The organism is Brevundimonas diminuta (assembly GCF_039673845.1).
In the GTDB taxonomy this organism is placed as follows: Bacteria; Pseudomonadota; Alphaproteobacteria; order Caulobacterales; family Caulobacteraceae; genus Brevundimonas; species Brevundimonas diminuta_E.
On the sequence record NZ_JBDJMK010000001.1, the window covers coordinates 81,514 to 101,503 of the forward strand.

19 protein-coding genes are annotated in these 19,990 nt (G+C 66.6%); 14 read left to right on the forward strand and 5 right to left on the reverse strand.

Translation table 11 applies throughout. The features are described from left to right. Positions 1–2 precede the first annotated feature (2 nt). From ABE454_RS00365 to ABE454_RS00385, 5 genes are read left to right on the forward strand one after another with little or no spacing between them, the layout of a single operon-like run. A complete protein-coding gene (locus tag ABE454_RS00365; RefSeq protein ID WP_346527887.1) occupies positions 3–401 on the forward strand; it encodes an SUF system Fe-S cluster assembly protein in 399 nt (132 codons plus the stop codon). A gap of 10 nt (positions 402–411) precedes the next feature. Further along, positions 412–813 carry a HesB/IscA family protein gene (locus tag ABE454_RS00370; RefSeq protein WP_040345340.1) on the forward strand — a complete coding sequence of 134 codons (402 nt, stop codon included), beginning with the start codon at positions 412–414 and terminating at the stop codon, positions 811–813. A 1-nt stretch (position 814) separates the two neighbouring features. Next, positions 815–1,804 (forward strand): methionine ABC transporter ATP-binding protein, encoded by a 990-nt coding sequence (locus ABE454_RS00375; RefSeq protein ID WP_346527890.1) that lies wholly within the window; start codon positions 815–817, stop codon positions 1,802–1,804. Then, positions 1,804–2,460, forward strand: coding sequence for a methionine ABC transporter permease (locus ABE454_RS00380; protein ID WP_024352729.1), 657 nt, complete (start codon positions 1,804–1,806; stop codon positions 2,458–2,460). Before ABE454_RS00375 ends, ABE454_RS00380 begins: the two co-directional genes overlap by 1 nt. 19 nt (positions 2,461–2,479) lie before the next feature. Next, on the forward strand, positions 2,480–3,289 hold the full coding sequence (locus ABE454_RS00385) for a MetQ/NlpA family ABC transporter substrate-binding protein (protein ID WP_346527892.1): 810 nt from the start codon (positions 2,480–2,482) through the stop codon (positions 3,287–3,289). A gap of 147 nt (positions 3,290–3,436) precedes the next feature. Here the strand turns inward: ABE454_RS00385 and ABE454_RS00390 are convergent, their stop codons facing one another. From ABE454_RS00390 to dsbD, 4 genes are all read right to left on the reverse strand, one after another. Continuing rightward, entirely contained in the window at positions 3,437–4,213 is a 777-nt protein-coding gene (locus ABE454_RS00390; protein WP_346527895.1) for a lysophospholipid acyltransferase family protein, read from the reverse strand. Between the two features lie 57 nt (positions 4,214–4,270). Continuing rightward, positions 4,271–4,951, reverse strand: a complete 681-nt coding sequence (locus ABE454_RS00395) for a DsbA family protein (protein WP_346527898.1) — start codon at positions 4,949–4,951, stop codon at positions 4,271–4,273. Between the two features lie 132 nt (positions 4,952–5,083). Next, entirely contained in the window at positions 5,084–5,878 is a 795-nt protein-coding gene (locus ABE454_RS00400) for a TlpA disulfide reductase family protein (protein WP_346527899.1), read from the reverse strand. Continuing rightward, positions 5,875–7,827, reverse strand: a complete 1,953-nt coding sequence (gene dsbD / locus ABE454_RS00405; protein ID WP_346527902.1) for a protein-disulfide reductase DsbD — start codon at positions 7,825–7,827, stop codon at positions 5,875–5,877. The genes ABE454_RS00400 and dsbD overlap by 4 nt, the downstream gene beginning before the upstream one ends. A gap of 62 nt (positions 7,828–7,889) precedes the next feature. Here dsbD and ABE454_RS00410 point away from each other — a divergent pair, with 62 nt between their 5' ends. Together ABE454_RS00410 and ABE454_RS00415 are read left to right on the forward strand one after the other, a co-directional pair. Further along, positions 7,890–8,543, forward strand: a complete 654-nt coding sequence (locus ABE454_RS00410; protein ID WP_346527904.1) for a response regulator transcription factor — start codon at positions 7,890–7,892, stop codon at positions 8,541–8,543. Positions 8,544–8,548: 5 nt separating this feature from the next. After that, on the forward strand, positions 8,549–9,838 hold the full coding sequence (locus ABE454_RS00415) for an ATP-binding protein (protein WP_346527907.1): 1,290 nt from the start codon (positions 8,549–8,551) through the stop codon (positions 9,836–9,838). A 3-nt stretch (positions 9,839–9,841) separates the two neighbouring features. Here the strand turns inward: ABE454_RS00415 and ABE454_RS00420 are convergent, their stop codons facing one another. Further along, positions 9,842–10,984 (reverse strand): bifunctional 2-C-methyl-D-erythritol 4-phosphate cytidylyltransferase/2-C-methyl-D-erythritol 2,4-cyclodiphosphate synthase, encoded by a 1,143-nt coding sequence (locus ABE454_RS00420; RefSeq protein ID WP_346527908.1) that lies wholly within the window; start codon positions 10,982–10,984, stop codon positions 9,842–9,844. A 65-nt stretch (positions 10,985–11,049) separates the two neighbouring features. On the opposite strand from ABE454_RS00420, the gene dusB reads away from it, so the two are divergent. The 7 genes from dusB to ABE454_RS00455 all read left to right on the forward strand — a co-directional run bounded on the left by dusB (position 11,050) and on the right by ABE454_RS00455 (position 19,933). Continuing rightward, complete coding sequence (gene dusB / locus ABE454_RS00425; protein WP_346527911.1) at positions 11,050–12,099, forward strand: tRNA dihydrouridine synthase DusB; 1,050 nt, start codon at positions 11,050–11,052, stop codon at positions 12,097–12,099. Then, complete coding sequence (locus ABE454_RS00430) at positions 12,099–14,351, forward strand: sensor histidine kinase NtrY-like (protein WP_346527913.1); 2,253 nt, start codon at positions 12,099–12,101, stop codon at positions 14,349–14,351. Before dusB ends, ABE454_RS00430 begins: the two co-directional genes overlap by 1 nt. 10 nt (positions 14,352–14,361) lie before the next feature. Continuing rightward, entirely contained in the window at positions 14,362–15,768 is a 1,407-nt protein-coding gene (locus tag ABE454_RS00435) for a sigma-54-dependent transcriptional regulator (RefSeq protein WP_346527915.1), read from the forward strand. Beyond that, positions 15,768–16,628: a D-amino-acid transaminase gene (locus ABE454_RS00440; protein WP_346527918.1), complete on the forward strand. Its 861-nt coding sequence runs from the start codon at positions 15,768–15,770 to the stop codon at positions 16,626–16,628. The genes ABE454_RS00435 and ABE454_RS00440 overlap by 1 nt, the downstream gene beginning before the upstream one ends. A 109-nt stretch (positions 16,629–16,737) precedes the next feature. After that, positions 16,738–16,983: an RNA chaperone Hfq gene (gene hfq, locus ABE454_RS00445; RefSeq protein WP_003164861.1), complete on the forward strand. Its 246-nt coding sequence runs from the start codon at positions 16,738–16,740 to the stop codon at positions 16,981–16,983. Next, entirely contained in the window at positions 16,984–18,297 is a 1,314-nt protein-coding gene (gene hflX / locus ABE454_RS00450; RefSeq protein WP_346527920.1) for a GTPase HflX, read from the forward strand. A 7-nt stretch (positions 18,298–18,304) separates the two neighbouring features. Next, positions 18,305–19,933, forward strand: coding sequence for a Na+/H+ antiporter (locus tag ABE454_RS00455; RefSeq protein ID WP_346527922.1), 1,629 nt, complete (start codon positions 18,305–18,307; stop codon positions 19,931–19,933). Positions 19,934–19,990 lie beyond the last annotated feature (57 nt).

The window sequence follows — 19,990 nt, forward strand, 5'->3', positions numbered from 1 at the left end:
GTATGGACGCCAAAACCGACAACGCGATCACCGACAGCGACGCCTTCGCCGCCAGCTGGGACGAGCCGCAGAAAAGCGCCCTGTCTCAGGGTGAGCTGGACAAGCTGACGGACGACCTGATCGAGGCGCTGAAGACGGTGTATGACCCGGAAATCCCGGTCGACATCTATGAGTTGGGGCTGATCTACAAGGTCGACGTCTCCGACGACCGCGACGTGCTGGTCGAGATGACGTTGACGGCGCCGGGCTGTCCGGTCGCGGGCGAGATGCCCGGCTGGGTCGAGACGGCGGTGTCCAAGGTCGACGGCGTGCGCAGCGCCAAGGCCAATCTGGTGTTCGATCCGCCGTGGGACTCCTCCAAGATGAGCGACGAGGCCAAGCTGGCCCTGAACATGTTCTGAGGAGGCCCTGATGACCGAACTTCAGACTGCAACGACCCGGCCCCGGCGCCCCCGGCCCAAGGCGGTGACCCTGACGGACGCCGCCGCCGCGCGCGTGCGCGAGATCATGGACAACGCCGAGAAGGACTACGTCGGCCTGCGTGTCGGCGTGAAGAACAGCGGTTGCGCCGGGCAGGAATACACCTTTGCCTATGCGGAAGAAGCCCTGCCGCTGGACGAGGTGGTCGAGGACAAGGGCGTCACCATCCTGATCGAGCCCAAGGCGGTCCTGTTCCTGATCGGCACCGAAATCGACTATGAGGTGACGAAGCTGGCGTCGAAATTCGTCTTCCGTAATCCGAACGAGACGGACGCCTGCGGCTGCGGCGAGAGCGTCACCATCATCCCCGCCGCCGCTCTGGACGCCGACTGACATGATCCGACTGGAGGGGGTGACCCGGCGCTATCGCAGCGCGGCGGGCGACCGCACGGCGCTGGACGCCGTCGACCTGCACGTTGCGCGTGGCGAGGTGTTCGGCGTGGTGGGCCGTTCGGGGGCGGGCAAGTCCACCCTGATCCGCGCCATCAACCGACTGGAGACCCCGGACGCGGGCAAGGTCTTCGTCGATGGGCAGGAGATCACCGCCCTGAACCCGGCCGAACTGCGCGCTGCGCGACGCGGCATCGGCATGATCTTCCAGCACTTCAATCTGCTGAACGCCAAGACGATCGAGGACAACGTCGCCTTCCCCCTGCGGCTGGAAGGGCGGCCCGAGGCCGAGGTGAAGGCGCGCACGGCGGAACTGCTGGCCCAGCTGGGGCTGGCCGATCACGCGAAGAAGCATCCGTCTCAGTTGTCGGGCGGTCAGAAGCAGCGTGTCGGCATCGCCCGCGCCCTGGCTTGCGGCCCGAGTGTGCTGCTGTGCGACGAGGCGACCAGCGCCCTCGACCCCGAGACGACCGAAGATATCCTGACCCTGTTGGACGGGCTGAACCGAGATCTGGGACTGACCATTGTCCTGATCACCCACCAGATGGAGGTGGTGCGCCGCGTCTGCGACCGGGTGGCGGTGCTGAAGGACGGCAGGATCGTGGAGCAGGGCGCGACGGCCGACGTCTTCCTGCATCCTCAACATGCCGTGACGCGCGCCATGCTGGCCGAGGGCGAGGAGGCGGTCGACGCCTCGGTCGCGCCCGCCGGGGCGCGCATGGCTCGCCTGACCTTCCGCGGTCCCTCGACCTATGAGCCGGAACTGAGCCGCATCGCGCGCACGGCGGGCGTCGACTATTCGATCCTGTCGGGCCGCATCAGCCGCATCCGGGGCGAGCCCTATGGCCAGATGACGGTGGCCTTCACCGGAGGCGACGCCGAGGCGGCTCTGGCGCAACTGGCCGCGCGCGGCGTCCTGGTGGAGGCGGTCTGATGTTCGCCAATGTGGACTGGGCCGATATCGGCAAGGCGACGATCGACACCCTGCTGATGCTGGGCGGATCGATGGTGCTGACGGTGATCCTGGGCGTACCGCTGGGCGTGCTGCTGTATCTGTCGGGCAAGGGGCGGCTGGCGGCCAATCCGGTCCTGAACGCCGTCTTGTCCTTCGTGGTCAATGTGCTGCGCTCGGTGCCCTTCATCATCCTGCTGATCGTCATGCTGCCGGTGACGGTGCTGCTGGTCGGCACCTCGCTGGGCGTGGCGGGCGCCATTCCGCCGCTGGTCGTCGGGGCTGCGCCATTCTATGCGCGTCTGGTCGAGACGGCGCTGCGTGAGGTGGACAAGGGCGTGGTCGAGGCGACGCAGGCCATGGGCGGCTCAACCTTCCAGATCGTGACGCGCGCCCTGCTGCCTGAGGCCATGCCCGGCATCATCGCCGGCGCCACCGTCACCGCCATCGCCCTGGTCAGCTACACGGCCATGGCGGGCGTGGTGGGGGCGGGCGGTCTGGGCGATCTGGCCATCCGCTTCGGTTATCAGCGCTTCCAGACCGACGTCATGGCCGTGACCGTAGTTCTGCTGCTGATCCTCGTACAAATTCTGCAGATGATCGGCGACCGTCTGGTCGCTAAGGTCTCGCACCGCTGATTTTACGAAAGCCTGCTCCATGATCCGCCGTTCGCTGCTGCTGTCCGCCGCTGCTGTTTTGATGCTCACCGCCTGCGGTCAGGGCGCGGACAAGAAGGCGGGCGCCGAGGGCGCGCCCCTGCTGGTCGGCGCCACGGCCGTGCCGCACGCCGAAATCCTGGAGCAGGTGAAGCCGATCCTGGCCGCGCAGGGCGTGCCGATCGAGATCAAGGTCTTCAACGACTACGTTCAGCCCAACGTGCAACTGGCTGAAAAGCGGCTGGATGTGAACTATTTCCAGACCAAGCCCTATCTGGACGAGTTCAACACGGCGCGCGGCACGAACCTGATCACTGTGGCGGGCATCCACATCGAGCCGCTGGGTCTGTATTCGCGCAAGCACAAGGTTCTGGCCGACCTGCCGAACGGCGCGCAGATCGTCGTGCCGAATGACGCCTCCAACACCGGCCGCGCCCTGTTGCTGTTGCAGGCGGCGGGTCTGATCACGCTGAAAGATCCGCAGAACCCGCTGCAGACCGTTCGCGACATCGCCACCAATCCCAAGGGGCTGAAGTTCCAGGAGGTCGAGGCTGCGACCATCCCGCGCATCCTGCCGCAGGTGGATGGGGCGGTGATCAACACCAACTACGCCCTCGACGCCGGGTTGAAGCCCAAGACGGACGCCCTGCAACTGGAAGGCGCCGACAGCCCCTATGTGAACTATCTGGTGGCGCGTCCGGACAATCAGAACGATCCGCGGGTTCAGGCGCTGGCCGACGCTCTGCGTGGTCAGGCGATCAAGGACTTCATCGCCACGAAATATGAAGGCGCGGTGATCCCGGCGGCCTGACGCCTTTTCGTTCTCACACTCGTCATTCTCGGGCTTGTTCCGAGTATCCATAAACGCCGCAATTCGCAGACGTGGCGCGTTCGCGGACGCGTCGAGGTTATGGATCCCCGGCACAAGGCCGGGGATGACGGTGACTGGGGGAGACGATCAGGCTGCTGCGGCGGCCTTGGCGGCTTCGTCTTCTGAAACCACCAATACAGCGGGCGTGACCGGCAGGCCGGTCGCCTCGGCGATCAGTTCGGCGGTCTTGCCTTCGACGGCGGTTTCCAGCCGTTCCAGAAACTCGGCCTTGGGCAAACCCGTCGGAATCGGTGCGAGGAATTCCAGCGTCGCCGTGCCGGGCTTCTTGTGGAACTCTTCCAGCGGCCAGAACAGGCCCAGATTGGTCGCCAGCGGCACGACCGGCATGTCGAAATCGCGATACATGTGCCAGACGCCCGAGCGATAGCGGTACTTCTCGCCGACCTTGGCCAGGTGCCCTTCCGGATAGATCAGGATCTTGCGGCCCTCGCGATTGGCGTCGGCCGCGCGTTCCTTCAGGGCGGCGCGGGCGGCGTGACCGCCGCAGTTGTTGACGACGATGGCGCCCAGCTTCTTCAGCACCGTTCCCAACAGAGGGAACTTTTCCAGGTGGTCGCCGGTGACGAAGGCCACGTCGTCGAACTGGTCATAGGTGGCGAAGCCGTCGCCCCAGCTCTGGTGCTTTGAGGCGATGATGAAGGCGCCCTGCGGCAGGCGTTCCTTGCCGCGCGTCTCGATTCGGATGCCTGCGAACAGGCTCATGGCCTGCACCATGCGCCGGACATAGCGGCGGATGATCCAGCTTGTCGCCTTTCGACCCGGCGCCAGCGCCGCAAAGGCCGCGGCCAGACCGTAGGTGATGGAAAGCGCCCAATAGGCGATGTTGAACAGCAGGCTTCGCATTTGGCTGACTATGCCAGCCTGCCGTTCAGAGGCGAGCGTAAAGTGAAGCCTGCCGGATCAGCGCACCGGCTGGCCTGCACGAATGCGGGCGATGATGGCTTCCAGCTGGGCCTGCGGCATGCCGCCGGGGATCAGGTTGCCGTTGATGATGAAGGCGGGCGTGCCGTTCAGCGCCAGCGCCGAGGCCTCGCGCGTGTTGCGCTGGATGACGGCGTCGATGGCTTCGCGATGGGTCGACATGTCGCGATCCAGACGGGCCATGTCGAGGCCGGCGCCCTGGGCGATGCGGCGGGCTTCCAGCACGTCCGGAATGCGGCCTTCGGAGGCCATGAAGGCCTTGTGCAGCTTGTGATACTTGCCCTGATAGTTGGCGGCCATGGCCATGCGGGCGATGTCCTCGGACACGGCGCCGAAGATGGGCCATTCCTTGTAGAGGATGCGCACCTTGGGATCGGCCTTCATCAGGCCCTCCAGCTCAGGGATCATCATTTTGCAGTAGGGGCAGTTGTAATCCATAAAGCCGATGATGGTCACATCGGCCTCCTCGGCGCCGATGAACGGCGTGGCCGGATCACGCAGCAGATCCCTGAAACCGACCTCCACCACCATCGGCAGATCCTGCGCGCTCGAGACGCCAGCGGCCGCCGCAGCAGTCGGGGCGTTGCCGGCGTCGGCCGGACCGCAGGCCGCCAGCGTCGTGGCGATGGCGAGCGACAGGGCGAGGGCGGGGTTCTTCATCGATACAGACTTTCCTGCTGCGTCCGACGCAGCGTCGAACGGTGAGGCGGGGAGGAGGGCGACGCCGGGCGCCGTTGGATGAGCCTTGGTCGGAAGGCTGGCTTAAGTCACGCTTAAGGCCGGATCAGGCGGTTAATTCAAGCGGGCGATTTCGGACGAAATCTGTTCGGGCGCGATCTCGCCCATGTGCGCCTTGGCCAGGCGTCCGTCCGAATGAAGGAACAGCGTCACCGGAATGCCCGCCGTTCGATAGTGGTGGGGCAACTGCATTCCGGTGTCGAACAGGACGTGCTTCATCGCCAGCCCCTCGCGGTCCAGCCAGGTGCGGACGGTTTCCTCGCTCTCGCCCTGATTGACCAACAGGAACCGAACGTCGGGATGCGCCTGTTCGGCCTGAGCCAGGGCGGGCATCTCGCGACGGCACGGCGGGCACCATGTCGCCCAGATGTTGATGACGGTCGGCTGATTGGCGGGCGCCGCCAGATCGACCGGTTCTGCGTCCATCCGGGCCAGCGTGAGTTCAGCGGGCGGCAACGGCTCGGTCGCTGAGGCCAGCTGATGCACCGTGACCCAGACAAGTGCAGCCGCCGCCACTGGCGCAATGGCCCAGCCGCGCTCCTTCGGCGTCTTCAGCAGAAAGAAGGTCGCCACGGCGATGAAGGGCAGGACCCACAGCCATGCGAAACCGCCCTGCCACACGGCGACCGCGCGCATCGGGTCGCCGCTGAAATACTCCCAATGGGTAACAACATGCGCTAGGCGCGCGATGGCGATTCCGCCGAGCGTGACGACCGTGCTCCACAGATTGAAGCGTCCGCTGATCCGGCTGACCAGAACGCTGGATATGATCATGAAGACCACGACGCCCGCGATGATGGCGAACCGTTCGCCGGACAGGATCACAGGCCCCAGCGACAGGCTGTTCATTGCGCGGCCTCCGCCCGTTCCAGCGAGGCCAGGACGGCGCGGGCGGGAACTTCGCCGACCAGGCGGGTTTCCGGCGCTTCCTTTGAGGTCTTCGACAGGAAGATCATGGTCGGCGGTCCGACGACGCCGTATTGCTCCAGCAGTTCGCGCGTCTGCGGCGTGGTGCGGGTGACGTCCACCTCGATCAGGTCAACGCCGCCAAGCTGGTTCAGGACATCGGCGTTGGCGAAGACTTCGCGCTCGATCACGCGGCAACTGACGCACCACTCGGCGGTGAAATAGATGAAGGCGGGCCGCGACCGGGCGGCGGCCTGTGCGATGGCCGCGTCCAGCGCCGCCTTGTCCGTGACGACAGCGGCTGGCGTCGCTGTATGGGATGCGGCGGCCACCGCTGCCGCAGGGCGCGCCAGCGGCTCCAGCGGACGCCACGGACTGACGGCGTTCAGGCTCAGTCCGATCAGCAACAGGGCGCCCCAGATCGCCGACGCCAGCCCCGCAGCGCGCGCCAGATTATTCAGCGCCCCTGACGCCGCAGGCCGGAACAGGCCCAGCGCGGCCGCCACGGCGAAACACAGGGCCGCCCCCAGCGCCAGCGTGGCGGCGGGCGGCATGATGCGCGCCGCCAGCCACCAGGCCATGCCGAGGAAGACAAAGCCGAAGATGACCTTGACGCGGTTCATCCACGCCCCAGCCTTGGGCAGGAAGCGCGCGCCCGCCGCGCCGAAGACGATCAGCGGAACGCCCTTGCCCAGCCCAAGGAAGAACAGGGCGGCGGCGCCCAGAACGACATCCCCTGTCTGGGCGATATAGATAAGCGCGCCCGCCAGCGGCGCCGTGACACACGGCCCAACGATCAGCGCCGAGACGAAGCCCAGCCCGGACGCCGAGGCCAGCGACCGGCGCCCCGCTCCTGAATCGCGCGACAGGCGACTGGTCCACGCCGAGGGCAGCTGCAGCTCGAACCCGCCGAACATCGATGCGGCAAGAATCAGGAAGATGGCTGCGACAGCGCCGACCGCCCATGGCGACTGAAGCGCCATCTGCAGGTTCTGGCCCGACCATGCGGCGACCACGCCCAACAGGCCGAAGGCGACGGACAGACCCAGCACATAGGCGACCGACAACATCAGACCGCGCCGGGTGCCCTGTCCGTCGACGCCGCGCCCGATCACCCCGGCTAGGATTGGATACATGGGAAAGACGCAGGGCGTGAACGCCAGCAGCACGCCGAATCCGAAGAAGGCCAGCAGCACCCATATCGATCCGCCCTGACTGGCCAGTTGATCGACGAAGCCCTGATCCTGTTGAAGCTGAACCACAGGCGCCTCGGCCGCCGTCGCCGGTTCTGGCGCGATGGGTTCTGGCGTAGTGTCAGCCGGATCTTCAGCCTGTGGCGCGGCGGCAGGCGCCTCCTTGAGCGCAAGCGCTGTCGCCGCTTCAGCAGCGGCAGGCTCCGGTTCGCGCGCGACGACACGCGGCGTCGGCATGGCGGGCACATCCACTGTCCGCGTGGTCGGCGGATAGCAGATCGAGTTCTCCATACACCCCTGATAGGTGATGTTGACCGAGGCCGGTTCGCCCGCGCGCTTCAACGCGCCAGCTGACAGGACCGCTCGCCCAGCATCGCGCCAGATGTCGACCATGCCGAAGCCGGGGTCGTCCTTCTTTTCTCCAGCCTGAAGGCGCAGCGGCATTTCCGTCTTGCCGTCCGGTCCCGTGGCGGCGGTATGGTCCCTGTAGAGATAGTGCCCCGGCGCGATCTTCCAGACGAAGACCATGTCGCCATCAGCCGAGCGCGACACCTGCAGCTTGAACGCTTCCTGCGGAGACAGGACAGGCTGTTGGCCGAAACCAGAGCCGAAGGCCTGATCTGAGGCCAGACCGGCTGCTGGAATGGACAGCATGAGCACGGCCAGGGCCGCGATAAGACGCCAGGGTTTGATCTTCATGCCTGCCGGGGTCGGAGAAAGAGCTTAAGTCAGGCTTAAGCCGGAGTTCGCATCAATAGCCAATGAGATTGCTCGCCGTTGAAGATGATCCGGTTCTGGCCGACGGCCTGCGCGTCGGCCTTGGCGCCTGCGGCTGGACGGTCGAGCCTGTGTCGCGGGTTGAGGATGCGCTGGCGGCGCTGGAAAGCTCAGGCTTTGACGCGGTTGTGCTGGATCTGGGTCTGCCGGACGGCGACGGGTTGGAGATTCTCCGCTTTGTGCGCCAGCGCGACATGGATGTCGGCGTGGTGATCCTGTCGGCGCGCGACGACAGCCGTGATCGCATCACCGGGCTGGATGCGGGGGCCGACGACTATGTGGGCAAGCCGTTTGATCTGGATGAGCTGGCGGCGCGCCTGCGGGCGGTTCGACGCCGCCTGCTGGGACGTTCGCAACCGGCGCTGTCGCATGAAGGGGTGACGCTGGACCCCAAGTCGCGGCTGGCGTGGCGAGGCGAAGGCGATCTGCACCTGTCGCGGCGCGAGTTCGCCATCCTTGAAGCCCTGATGGAGCGCCCGTCGCAGGTTCTGTCCCGCAGCCAGTTGGAGGAACGCCTCTATGGCTGGCAGGAGGACATCGGCTCCAACGCGGTCGAGGTCCACATTCATCACCTGCGCGCCAAGCTGGGCGCCGACTTCATCCGCACCGTGCGCGGTCTGGGATACACGCTCCAATGATGTCCATGCGGACGCGGCTGTTCGCCATTCTGGCGCTGGTGACCGCCCTGGTCTGGGGCGGGGCGGTCGTCTGGGTCGAGGTCCAGACACGCAATGAGGTTCAGCGCGTGCTGGACCGGCGCCTGATGGAATCGGCGCGCATGGTCTCATCCATGATGCAGCCGGGCCGCGTTTCGCCGGTCATCAATGCGGAAGCGACGCAGGCTGCAACGGCCTATGATCGGCAATTGTCTTGTCAGATCTGGACAATGCAAGGCGAACTTATCGCCCGGTCTCAAAGCGCGCCTGCGGAAATGCTGGCGGATGGCGGCGACGGCTTTTCGGAAGAGATGATCCGGGGCGAGCGTTGGCGCGTCTATACGGTCCATGTGCCGGAAGGCGGTTATCGCGTCATGGTCGGCGACAGTCTGGCCATTCGCGAACATCTGGTCAGCAGCGTCGTCACCGGCCTGTTGGGGCCTGCGGTGCTGGGCTTTCTGGCGCTGGGCGTGCTGATCTGGTGGTCGGTGGGGGCGGGACTGCGGCCGATCGAGCAGATGACCCGCGCACTCGCCAGTCGTCGCGCCGATGATCTGACGCCTGTCGACGTGGCGCCGGGCGGCAAGGACCTGCAGCCTTTTGTATCAGCGCTTAACGATCTGATCGCCCGCGTCAGCGAGGCGCGCCGCCGCGAGACGGAGTTCACCGCCGCCGCCGCCCATGAACTGCGGACGCCGCTGGCGGGTCTGCGCGTTCAGGCCCAGATCGCGGCCAGTGCGACCGACGACGCCGTGCGCAGACACGCGCTGGAGCAGATTCAAACCTCGGTCGACCGCACCGCGCGTCTGGTGACGGGCCTGTTGGTTCTGGCGCGCGAGGATGAGGCGGCGATTGCCCCGGACAGTCGTCGCTGGACCGATCTGCGCGCCCTGTTCGACGCGGACGCGCGCCTGGGAACGCCGGATGAGCCGTTCCAGATTCATGTTCAGCCGGATCGGTTTGAGACTGTAGCCGCCAATCTTCTGGCCAACGCCAAAGTCATGGCGCGCAGCCGCATCCGCGTCTCTGTCGAAGGCGAGGGCGCCGCTCCGTTTCTGGTGATCGAGGACGACGGTCCCGGCGTGTCAGCGGCTGATTTGCAGCGTCTGGGCCGCCGTTTCTTCCGCACCGCCGATGCCCCTGTCGGCGGCAGCGGTCTGGGCCTGTCCATCGTCCTGTCGACGATGAAGGCGCATGGCGGGACGGTTCGCTTTGCGTCGTCGGCGCTGGGCGGGCTGCGCGTCGAACTGCACGGCCTGCCGATCCGGGCGGCTTGACGTTCAGGCGGGCATTTCGATGGAGGCCACAGCCTGCGCCGCCAGACCTTCATTACGGCCGACGAAGCCCATTTCCTCGCTGGTCGTGGCCTTCACGCTGACAGCGTCCAGCGGCAGCTTCAGCAGGTTCGCCAGTCGCTCGCGCATAGCCAGGCGATGCGGCTTCACCTTCGGCTGCTCGCAGATCAGGGTCACGTCGACATTGATGATCCGCCCGCCGCGCAGGGCCACCCGCTCGGCGGCGTAGACCAGAAAGCGGTCGGACGAAGCGCCCTTCCACTTGGGATCGCTGGGCGGGAAGTGGTCGCCGATGTCGCCGTCAGCGATGGCGCCCAGGATGGCGTCGGTCAGGGCGTGCAGGCCTGCATCGGCGTCGGAATGGCCGATCAGCGTCTGGTCATGCGGAATCTCGACCCCGCACAGCCAGACGGACGCGCCCGGGCCCCAGCGGTGGACGTCATAGCCCTGACCGATGCGGGTGACGGTGCGGGTGGGGGACAGGGCCTCGGCCATGGCGAAATCCTCTGGATAGGTCAGTTTCATCAGGCGCGGATCGCCCGGGATCAGTCGGACACGTCCGCCCGCGCGTTCGACCACGGCGGCCTCGTCGGTGGCGGCTTCATCGGCGGGCCAGACGGCATAGGCGTCGCGGATGGTCTTGAGGCGGAAGGCCTGCGGGGTCTGGGCGCGCCACAGATTTTCGCGATCGACGGCGCCGACGACCATGCCCTGATCGCCCCGGCGCAGGCTGTCGGCGACGGGCAGGGCGGGCAGGGCGCCCTCGGCGTCATCCAGACCGGCCAGCAGGGCCGCGATCACCTCAGGGCTCAAAAAGGGACGAGCGGCGTCGTGGATCAACACAGGTTCGTCATCAGCGCCGGTCAGGGCCGACAGGCCCGCGCACACCGATGCAGCCCGCGTGTCGCCGCCCGTGACGGCCCGCCAGCCGGTCAGGCCTGCAAGGGCGGATTGAACCTCTGATACGGCGTCTGCGGCGACGACCACGACGACTTCGCGCGCGCCTGCGTCCAGCATGGCCGCGACCGGCCAGCGCACGACCGGCTTGCCGGCGACGATGCGCCACTGTTTGCCGCCGCCCGCTCTGGAGCCTGAACCGGCGGCCACCACGATCGCTGAGAATCCCATGGCGGTCTTCTAGGCGTCCCGGTTCCGCTTGACGAGAGGGGCCTTCTTCGGCGCTAAGGAGCGCCATGACGAGCGGGTTGCAGATTGGCGATGTGAAGATCGCGGGGCGGGTGCTGATGGCGCCCATGACCGGGATCACGGACCTGCCGTTCCGTGTGCTGGCCTCAAGGCTGGGCGCCGCCTATGTGGCGACGGAAATGGTGGCGGCGGCTGAACTGGCGCGCGCCCGGCCCGACGTGGTGCGGCGCGCTGCCGTGGGCGGCGGTCTGCCCCTGACGGTGATCCAGCTGGTCGGCGGCGATCCGGCTGCCATGGCCGAGGGCGCGTGCATGGCCGAGGCGGCAGGCGCTGACCTCATCGACCTGAATTTCGGCTGTCCGGCCAAGGAAGTCACCGGCGCCGCCTGCGGTTCGGCGTTGATGCGGACGCCGGATCAGGCCGCGCGGATCATGGAGGCGGTCGTAGGCGCCGTCAGCCGCCCGGTCAGCGTCAAGATGCGGTTGGGCTGGGACGAGAACAGCCATAACGCCGCCGATCTGGCGCGTCGTGCCGAGGCTCTGGGCGTCGCCGCCGTCACCGTGCACGGCCGCACGCGTAAACAATTCTATACCGGCGTCGCTGACTGGGACGCCGTGGCCGAGGTCAAACAGGCCGTCGCCATTCCCGTCATCGTCAACGGCGATATCATCACGGCTGAACAGGCGCGCGAGGCGCTGGACCGCTCGGGCGCGGACGCCCTGATGCTGGGACGCGGCGTCTATGGGCGGCCTTGGCTGGCGGCGCATCTGGAGCGCGCCCTGATTGACGGAACCCAGCTTGAGGAGCCGGATCGCCAGGAGCGTCTGGCCATCGTCATCGAGCATCTGCGCGCCTCTGCAGACTTCTATGGCCTGCCTCTGGGGCTGAAGATGTTCCGCAAACATCTGGGCTGGTACATCGAACAGGCGCCCTGGCCTGCGGACCCGACCGAGCGTCGCGCGGCCAAGGCGCGTCTGTGTCGTCTCGAAACTCCGCAGGAGGTCGAGGCCGCCCTGACCGAGCTCTGGCTCGGCGTGACACATTTGAGCAACTTCGTTGTTGAAAACGGGACACAGGTGTTCGAAGCTGTGGCCTGATGTCGGACACGCCCGTTTCCACGGTTGAGCCACAGACTCCAGAGCGCTCGTTCTGGGGGCGCCTGGCTGATGGCCGGACGCGGGCGCTGTTCGGAACCGCATACGCCGTCGCCTTCCTGATTACGGCGGCGGCGATCTGGCTGGTGGCCATTGCGCCGGGCGCCACGGCGGGCGGGGACGCCCGGACGGCGACCAGTCAGGTCGTCCTGTTCATCCTGCTGGCCAATTTCGTCCTGATCGCGGGGCTGGCGGCGGTGATCGGCGGGCGGGTGCTGAAGCTGACGCGGAACCGGAACGACCCGGGCGCGCGGCTGCACCTGCGATTCGTGACCCTGTTCTCGCTTGTCTCGGTCGTTCCGGCGGTGCTGATCGCCCTGGTGTTCGGGGTGCTGGTCAACCGCGGCGTGGATCAGTGGTTCAGCACCAATGTCCGCTCGGCCGTCGAAAACGGCGCCGAGATCGGCCGCGCCTATGTCGCCGATGTCGGCGTCCGACTGGAAGTCGATCTGGAGACGATGACGACCGAACTGGGCGGCGTGCGCGATCTGTTCGACCATCGCATCCAGTTCTCACGCGCGCTGACGCAGATCGGCGACTTCTTCGGCTATCCGGCGGTCTATATTCTGGACGGGCAGGGGCGAGTTCTGGCCAGCGGCGAACAGCCGGGCGCGCCGCCCTATGTCGCCCCTCCGCGCGAAGCCTTTGAGACAGGGGCTGCAGGCGATGTGGCCCCGACGACAGTGACGGAAAATCCCGACGTGGTGCGGGCGCTGTATCCGCTGCCGGATTACGGGGACGCCTATCTTTATGTGGTGCGGCCGCTGGCGCCGGGTCTGATCCAGCGGATGCGCAACGGCGAGGAATCCATCACCGCCTATCGCGTCGCCGAGGAAAGCCGGGCGCGTATTCAGGCGGCCTTTGCGCTCAGCTATCTGGAGACGGCGCTGCTGGTTCTGGTCGGGGCGGTCTGGCTGGCCATGTCTGCGGCCAGTTCGATCTCGGCCCCGATCGGGCGGCTGGTCCGTGCGGCGGATCAGGTGGCGGGCGGCGATCTGGATGCGCATGTCGACAACACCGGCGCTCCGTCCGAGATCATCGTCCTGTCCGAGGCCTTCAACCGGATGACCGAGGACATCAAGAGCCAGCAGGCCGCGCTGAAGACCGCCTCGGACGAGGCGCAGGGCCGCAGTCTGTTCATCGAAACCGTGCTGTCGGGCGTCAGCGCCGGGGTGATCGGTCTGGACCGGATGCGGCGGATCTCGGCCATCAACGACAGCGCCAGCCAACTGCTGGGGCTTGATCCGGAACAGGTGCAGGGCCTGCGTCTGGCCGAGGTGGCGCCGGAACTGGGCGAACTGTCCGAGCGCGGCGAGGCCCATATCGAAGAAGACATCGACGTCAGCCGTGACGGCGAGGCCATGCGTCTGCGCGTCCGCATCGAAGGCGGGCAGGGCGGCGAAATGGTGCTGACCTTCGACGACATCACCCGTCTGGTCACGGCCCAGCGCAATGCGGCGTGGCGCGACGTGGCGCGCCGTATCGCCCATGAGATCAAGAACCCGCTGACGCCGATCCAGCTGTCGGCCGAGCGCCTGCGCCGCCGCTATCGCGATCAGGTCGGCGAGGACGTGGAAATCTTCGACCGCTGCACCGAGACGATCATCCGACAGGTGGGCGACATCGGCCGGATGGTGGACGAGTTCTCGTCGTTCGCCCGCATGCCCGCGCCGCGTTTCTCGGTCGAGAACCCGGCGGAAATGCTGCGCGAGTCGGTCTTTGCCCGGCGGGTGGCCATGCCCGACATCGTGATCGACCTGATCGAGCCGCTGCCGGACGTGAAGCTTGAGTGCGACGGCCGCATGGTCGGGCAGGCGCTGGCCAATATTCTGAAGAACGCGGGCGAATCCGTCGCCGCCCGGCGGGCGCGCGACCCGGCTGAAGAAGGCGCACCCGGCATCATCGCCCGGCTTGAAATCGAGGACGGGCGCGCGATCTTCATCATCGAAGACGACGGCGTCGGCCTGCCGGCCAAGGATCGCGACCGTCTGACCGAACCCTATGTCACCACCCGCGAGAAGGGCACGGGCCTTGGCCTCGCCATCGTCAAGCGCATCTGCGAAGACCATGGCGGCGAACTGCGTTTGGCCGACGCAGAGATATTGTCAGGCGCCCGCGTGTGCCTGATCTTCCCACTGACCCAGAACCATAAGTCCGCCCAACGCGCTTCCGGCGCCTCGGGCGAGGCGAATTAAGCGAGGCGTCATGCGTAATACCGGTGCTGATATTCTGGTCGTCGACGACGAGGCGGACATCCGCGAACTGGTCTCGGGCCTGCTGGAGGACGAGGGCCACTCGGTCCGCACCGCCGCCAATTCGGACGAGGCCCTGGCCGCCATCCGCGCGCGCAAGCCATCGCTGGCCGTGCTGGACATCTGGATGCAGGGCGGCGGTCTGGACGGGCTGGAACTGCTGGACGTGGTGCGCGGGCTGGATGAAGACCTGCCGGTCGTCATGATCTCGGGCCACGGCAATATCGAAACGGCGGTCAGCGCGCTGAAACGCGGCGCCTATGACTTCATCGAAAAGCCGTTCAAGTCCGACCGGCTGGTCGTCGTCGTCGACCGTGCGCTGGAGGCGGCGGCGCTGAAGCGCGAGAACCGGCGCCTGCGCGCCCAGACGCTGACGCCCAGCGGTCTGATCGGCAAGTCGGTGGCGGCTCAGCTGTTGCGCACCACCATCGCCAAGGTGGCGCCGGCCAACAGCCGCGTGCTGATCTCGGGTCCTCCCGGTTCGGGCAAGGAGCTTGTCGCGCGTCAGATCCACGAGGCCAGCCCCCGCGCCAAGGCCGAGTTCGTCGCCATCTCGGCCGCTGGCATGACGCCTGAACGTCTGGACGTCGAGCTGTTCGGCGAAGAGGGCGTCGATGGCCGTCCGCGCAAGATCGGCGTCTTTGAGCGGGCGCATAACGGCACCCTGTTTCTGGACGATGTCGCCGACATGCCGCGCGAGAGCCAGAGCAGGATCCTGCGCGTGCTGGTCGAGCAGAGCTTCCGTCGCGTCGGCGGCGAACAGGACGTTCAGGTCGATGTGCGGGTCGTCACCTCGACCGCGCGCGACCTGCGCACCGAGATCGCCGAGGGCCGTTTCCGCGAGGACCTGTTCCACCGCCTGAACGTCGTGCCGATCCGCGTGCCGCCCCTGTCCGAACGGCGCGAGGACATTGCTGAACTGGTCGAATATTTCGTCGACAGCCTGTCGTCGTCGCAGGGCCTGCCGCACCGGCGCATCGCCGACGACGCCCTGGCCGTGCTTCAGGTCCACCCGTGGCCGGGCAATGTCCGCCAGTTGCGCAACAATATCGAACGCCTGCTGATCCTGGCGACGGGCGCGGCGGATGAGCCGATCACCGCCGACATGCTGCCGCAGGAAGTGGCGTCTTCGTCCAGCCCGGTCTCCATCGGCGCCGACCGCATCATCGCCCTGCCGCTGCGCGAGGCCCGCGAGGTGTTCGAGCGGGAGTATCTGTCCGCACAAATCATGCGGTTCGGTGGAAATATCTCGCGCACGGCCGCTTTCATCGGCATGGAACGGTCTGCGCTGCATCGCAAACTCAAGTCGCTGGGCGTATCGCCCGCACGCGGCGGAGAAGAAGAAGGAGAGGGCGCCTGATGTCCAGGGTCGCCTATGTAAACGGCATCTACCAACCGCACGGTCAGGCCGTGGTCCACATCGAGGACCGCGGGTTCCAGTTCGCCGACGGCGTCTATGAGGTCTGGTCGGTCTTCGACGGCAAACTGGCCGATTATCAGGGCCACCTCAGCCGTCTGGCGCGCAGCCTGACCGAACTGCGGATCGACATTCCGATGTCGGCCGAGTCGCTGGGCATCGTCCTGCGCGAAACCATCCGCCGCAACCGCGTGCGCAACGGCATCGTCTATATTCAGGTCACGCGCGGCACAGCGCCGCGCGACCACGCCTTCCCCGCGGATGTGGCGCCCAGCGTCATCATAACCGCCAAGTCGATCGACCTGAAGAAGGGCGAGGCTCTGGCCGCCAAGGGCGCGGCGGGCGTCACCCACCCCGACATGCGCTGGGGCCGTTGCGACATCAAGACGGTCGGCCTGTTGCCCAATGCGCTGGCCAAGCAGACGGCGCGTGAACGCGGCGCCTATGAGGCCATTCTGTTCGACGAAATGGGCATGGTGACCGAGGGCTCCTCGACCAACGCCTGGATCATCGATGAGAACGGCAAGCTGCGGACCCGCGACACCCAGGCCAACATCCTGCGCGGCATCACCCGCGCGGCGATCCTGAAACTGGTCGAGGCCGAGGGCATCGAACTGGAAGAACGCGCCTTCAGCGTCGAAGAGGCCAAGCGCGCGCGTGAAGTGTTCGTCACGGCGGCCAGCTCCTTCGTCATGCCGATCACCTCGCTGGACGGAACCCGCATCGGCGACGGCAAGCCCGGCCCGGTGGCGACCCGCCTGCGCGAGATTTATCTGGAACAGGCCCGCCGCGAGGCCATTTAAGGCGTTGCCGCATCGGCGGGGGCGTGGCTAAGGTCGTGAATGCGGGCGACGTCCCGCCTCGCGGCCATTCCGCCGTTGATGAAAAGACCAAGAACAGGATCAACCTGCCATGTCGCAAGACAAACGACAGAACCTCCAGGACACCTTCCTGAACAGCGTCCGCAAGACGAAGACCCCGCTGACCATCTTCCTGGTGAACGGCGTCAAGCTTCAGGGCATCGTCACCTGGTTCGACAACTTCTGTGTGCTGCTGCGTCGCGATGGCCAATCGCAGCTGGTCTACAAGCACGCCATCTCGACCATCATGCCGTCCGCGCCCGTGCAACTGTACGAGCCCGACGCCGAAGAAGACTGATTGACCTCCAAACTCATTGACCACGCCGTCCCGCTGATCCGGGCCGTCGTCATCCACCCCGACCGCCGTGGCGACAATGCGCGCCATGCTTCCGAACGTCTGGAAGAAGCCGTGGGCCTGGCCCAGGCGCTGGACCTTGACGTCCGGGCGCAGGAGATCGTGCGCCTGCGCTCCGTCACGCCCGCCACCCTGATCGGCCGGGGCAAGCTGGAAGAGATTTCAGCCCTGATCCTGGCCGCCGACGCCGAGGCGGTCGTCGTCGACGATCAACTGACGCCGGTGCAGCAGCGGAACCTGGAACGCTTCTGGGACATTAAGGTCATCGACCGCACCGGCCTGATCCTTGAGATCTTCGGCCGCCGCGCGCGCACCCGCGAGGGACGGCTGCAGGTCGAACTGGCCCGCCTGGAATACGAGCGATCCCGTCTGGTCCGCACCTGGACCCACCTGGAGCGCCAGCGCGGCGGAACCGGCGGCACGGGCGGTCCCGGCGAAACCCAGATCGAACTGGACCGGCGGATGATCGCTGATCGCATCGTGCGCCTGAAGGCGGAACTGGAAGAGGTGCGCCGCACGCGCGGCCTGCATCGCAAGGCGCGCAAACAGGTTCCGTTCCCGTCGGTCGCCCTGGTCGGCTACACCAATGCGGGCAAGTCGACGCTGTTCAACCGGCTGACCGGGGCCGAGGTGATGGCCAAGGACCTGCTGTTCGCCACCCTGGACACGACCCAACGCACCATCCGTCTGCCGCAGGGGCGTCCGGCCATCATCGCCGACACCGTGGGCTTCGTGTCCGACCTGCCGCACGAACTGGTCGAGAGCTTCCGCGCCACGCTGGAGGAGGTCGGCGAGGCCGATCTGATCCTGCACGTGCGCGACATCGCTTCACCCGACAGCGCCGCACAGGCCAAGGACGTCGAGACGGTTCTGGAACAGATTCCAACCCCGGAAGGCAAGACCCGCCGCATCCTTGAGGTCTGGAACAAGATCGACCTGCTGGAGCCTGACACGCGTGAAACCGTGGTGGGGCAGGCCGAACGTCTGGCGCGCGAAGGTCAGGCTGTCGCCGTATCCGCCTGGACGGGGGAGGGGATCGAGACCCTGCGCGAAACCATCGCCGCCCTGATCGACGATGACCCCGAGACGCAACTGATCATAGAGCCGCATCGTGGCGACCTGCTGGCCTGGCTCTACGCCAACGGGCGCGTGACAGGGCGCGAGGCGGAAGAGGACGGCCGTGTCCGGCTGACGGTCCGGTTGCATCCGGCGGCGCTGGGACGACTTGAACGACTGTATCCGGATGTGATCGACTGATCCTGTCATGCACCTGATCGAGACCATCCTCTTCCTGTTGCTGGCCGTGGTGCTGTCGGGATGGGTGGCTCGCATCACGCGCATCGCCCTGCCGCTGGTGCAGATCGCACTGGGGGCAGGGGTGGTGATGATCACCGGCGAGTCCGTTGATCTGAAGCCGGATATCTTCTTCCTGCTGTTCCTGCCGCCGCTGCTGTTCGTCGACGGTTGGCGCATTCCCAAGGAGGCTCTGTTTCGCGACAGGGTGGTGATCCTTGAACTGGCGTTGGGGCTGGTGGTCTTCACCGTTCTTGGGCTGGGCTTCCTGATCCACTGGATGATCCCGGCCATGCCTCTGGCCGTCGCTTTCGCCCTGGCCGCCATTCTTTCGCCGACGGACCCGATCGCTGTTCAGGCGATCGCCGGGCGCGCTCCCATTCCCAAGCGGCTGATGCACATCCTTGAGGGCGAGTCGCTGCTGAACGACGCCAGCGGCCTGACCTGTATGCGGATCGCCGTGATCGCGGCGACAACCGGCGCCTTTTCCCTGTCCGGCGCCTTCGGCAGCTTCGCCTGGCTGGCGCTGGCGGGCGTGGCGGTGGGCATTCTGATCACCCTGGCCATCGGCCTGCTGAAGGCCTTCATTGGCCGCCGCTGGGGCGAGGATGTCGGCGGCCAGATCCTGATCAGCCTGTTGATGCCGTTCGCGGCCTATCTGGCCGCCGAGGCCATCCATGCTTCGGGCATTCTCGCAGCCGTGGCGGCGGGCGTGACGATGAGCTTCGCCGAGCGGCAGGGCTCGGCCCTGGCCGCCACGCGCATCCGCCGCGCCGTGGTCTGGGACACGGTGCAGTTCGTGGCCAACGGCCTGATCTTCGTCATCCTGGGCGAGCAGATGCCCTCCATTCTGGCCCGCGCCGCCGAGGTGATCCGCACCACCAACCACAAGGAAGTCTGGTGGCTGGCGGTCTATGTCCTCGCCATCGTGGCGGCGCTGGCGGCCCTGCGTTTCATCTGGGTGTGGACCTCGCTGAAGCTGACGTTGTTCCGTCGCAAGGGACGCAGCGCGCCGCCCAAGGTCGGGCTGCGGCTGGTGGCCGTGATGTCGGTAGCCGGGGTGCGGGGCGCCATCACTCTGGCGGGCATACTGACGCTGCCGTTTTTCATGGCCAACGGCGACCTGCTGCCGGCGCGCAACCTGGCCATCTTTCTGGCGGCGGGGGTCATCATCGTGTCGCTGGTGCTGGCGACGGTGGCCCTGCCGCGTCTGCTGAAGGGCGTCCAGCTTCCGCCCGAAGACGATCATCAGGCCGAGGAAAACCGCTCACGCGTCGCCGCCGCATGGGCCGCCATCCGCGCCATCGAGGACGCGCAGCACGCCATGGCGGAAGGCAAGGCGGACCCTGACACCTATGCCGAAACGGCCGCGCGGATGATGGAAGTCTATCGCCACCGCATCGACATGCGCTCAAACGCCGAGGCGGACGCCATGGCCCGCGCCCGTCGTGCTGACGACATTGAGCGCCGCCTGAGATTAGCAGGCCTCGCAGCTGAGCGTCAGGAACTCGTGCGGTTAAGCCAGCAACGCCTCATCAGCGAGGAGACAGCACGAAAATTGATCCGCGAGATCGATTTGCAGGAGTTGCGTTACACCTAGTTGGCGAGATGGCCATGGCGGCTAAACAACCGCTCAGATCCTGCAACACTATCGAAC

What these genes read in the sequence shown, in the direction of transcription:
- ABE454_RS00410 (WP_346527904.1), top strand. Translation starts at nt 7,890, where the DNA reads ATGAGATTGCTCGCCGTTGAAGATGATCCGGTTCTGGCCGACGGCCTG.
- ABE454_RS00435 (WP_346527915.1), top strand. Translation starts at nt 14,362, where the DNA reads ATGCGTAATACCGGTGCTGATATTCTGGTCGTCGACGACGAGGCGGAC.
- dsbD (WP_346527902.1), bottom strand. Translation starts at nt 7,827, where the DNA reads ATGAAGATCAAACCCTGGCGTCTTATCGCGGCCCTGGCCGTGCTCATG.
- hfq (WP_003164861.1), top strand. Translation starts at nt 16,738, where the DNA reads ATGTCGCAAGACAAACGACAGAACCTCCAGGACACCTTCCTGAACAGC.
- ABE454_RS00370 (WP_040345340.1), top strand. Translation starts at nt 412, where the DNA reads ATGACCGAACTTCAGACTGCAACGACCCGGCCCCGGCGCCCCCGGCCC.
- ABE454_RS00440 (WP_346527918.1), top strand. Translation starts at nt 15,768, where the DNA reads ATGTCCAGGGTCGCCTATGTAAACGGCATCTACCAACCGCACGGTCAG.
- ABE454_RS00400 (WP_346527899.1), bottom strand. Translation starts at nt 5,878, where the DNA reads ATGAACAGCCTGTCGCTGGGGCCTGTGATCCTGTCCGGCGAACGGTTC.
- ABE454_RS00430 (WP_346527913.1), top strand. Translation starts at nt 12,099, where the DNA reads ATGTCGGACACGCCCGTTTCCACGGTTGAGCCACAGACTCCAGAGCGC.
- ABE454_RS00390 (WP_346527895.1), bottom strand. Translation starts at nt 4,213, where the DNA reads ATGCGAAGCCTGCTGTTCAACATCGCCTATTGGGCGCTTTCCATCACC.
- ABE454_RS00375 (WP_346527890.1), top strand. Translation starts at nt 815, where the DNA reads ATGATCCGACTGGAGGGGGTGACCCGGCGCTATCGCAGCGCGGCGGGC.
- ABE454_RS00365 (WP_346527887.1), top strand. Translation starts at nt 3, where the DNA reads ATGGACGCCAAAACCGACAACGCGATCACCGACAGCGACGCCTTCGCC.
- ABE454_RS00385 (WP_346527892.1), top strand. Translation starts at nt 2,480, where the DNA reads ATGATCCGCCGTTCGCTGCTGCTGTCCGCCGCTGCTGTTTTGATGCTC.
- ABE454_RS00380 (WP_024352729.1), top strand. Translation starts at nt 1,804, where the DNA reads ATGTTCGCCAATGTGGACTGGGCCGATATCGGCAAGGCGACGATCGAC.
- ABE454_RS00415 (WP_346527907.1), top strand. Translation starts at nt 8,549, where the DNA reads ATGCGGACGCGGCTGTTCGCCATTCTGGCGCTGGTGACCGCCCTGGTC.
- ABE454_RS00420 (WP_346527908.1), bottom strand. Translation starts at nt 10,984, where the DNA reads ATGGGATTCTCAGCGATCGTGGTGGCCGCCGGTTCAGGCTCCAGAGCG.
- ABE454_RS00395 (WP_346527898.1), bottom strand. Translation starts at nt 4,951, where the DNA reads ATGAAGAACCCCGCCCTCGCCCTGTCGCTCGCCATCGCCACGACGCTG.
- dusB (WP_346527911.1), top strand. Translation starts at nt 11,050, where the DNA reads ATGACGAGCGGGTTGCAGATTGGCGATGTGAAGATCGCGGGGCGGGTG.
- ABE454_RS00455 (WP_346527922.1), top strand. Translation starts at nt 18,305, where the DNA reads ATGCACCTGATCGAGACCATCCTCTTCCTGTTGCTGGCCGTGGTGCTG.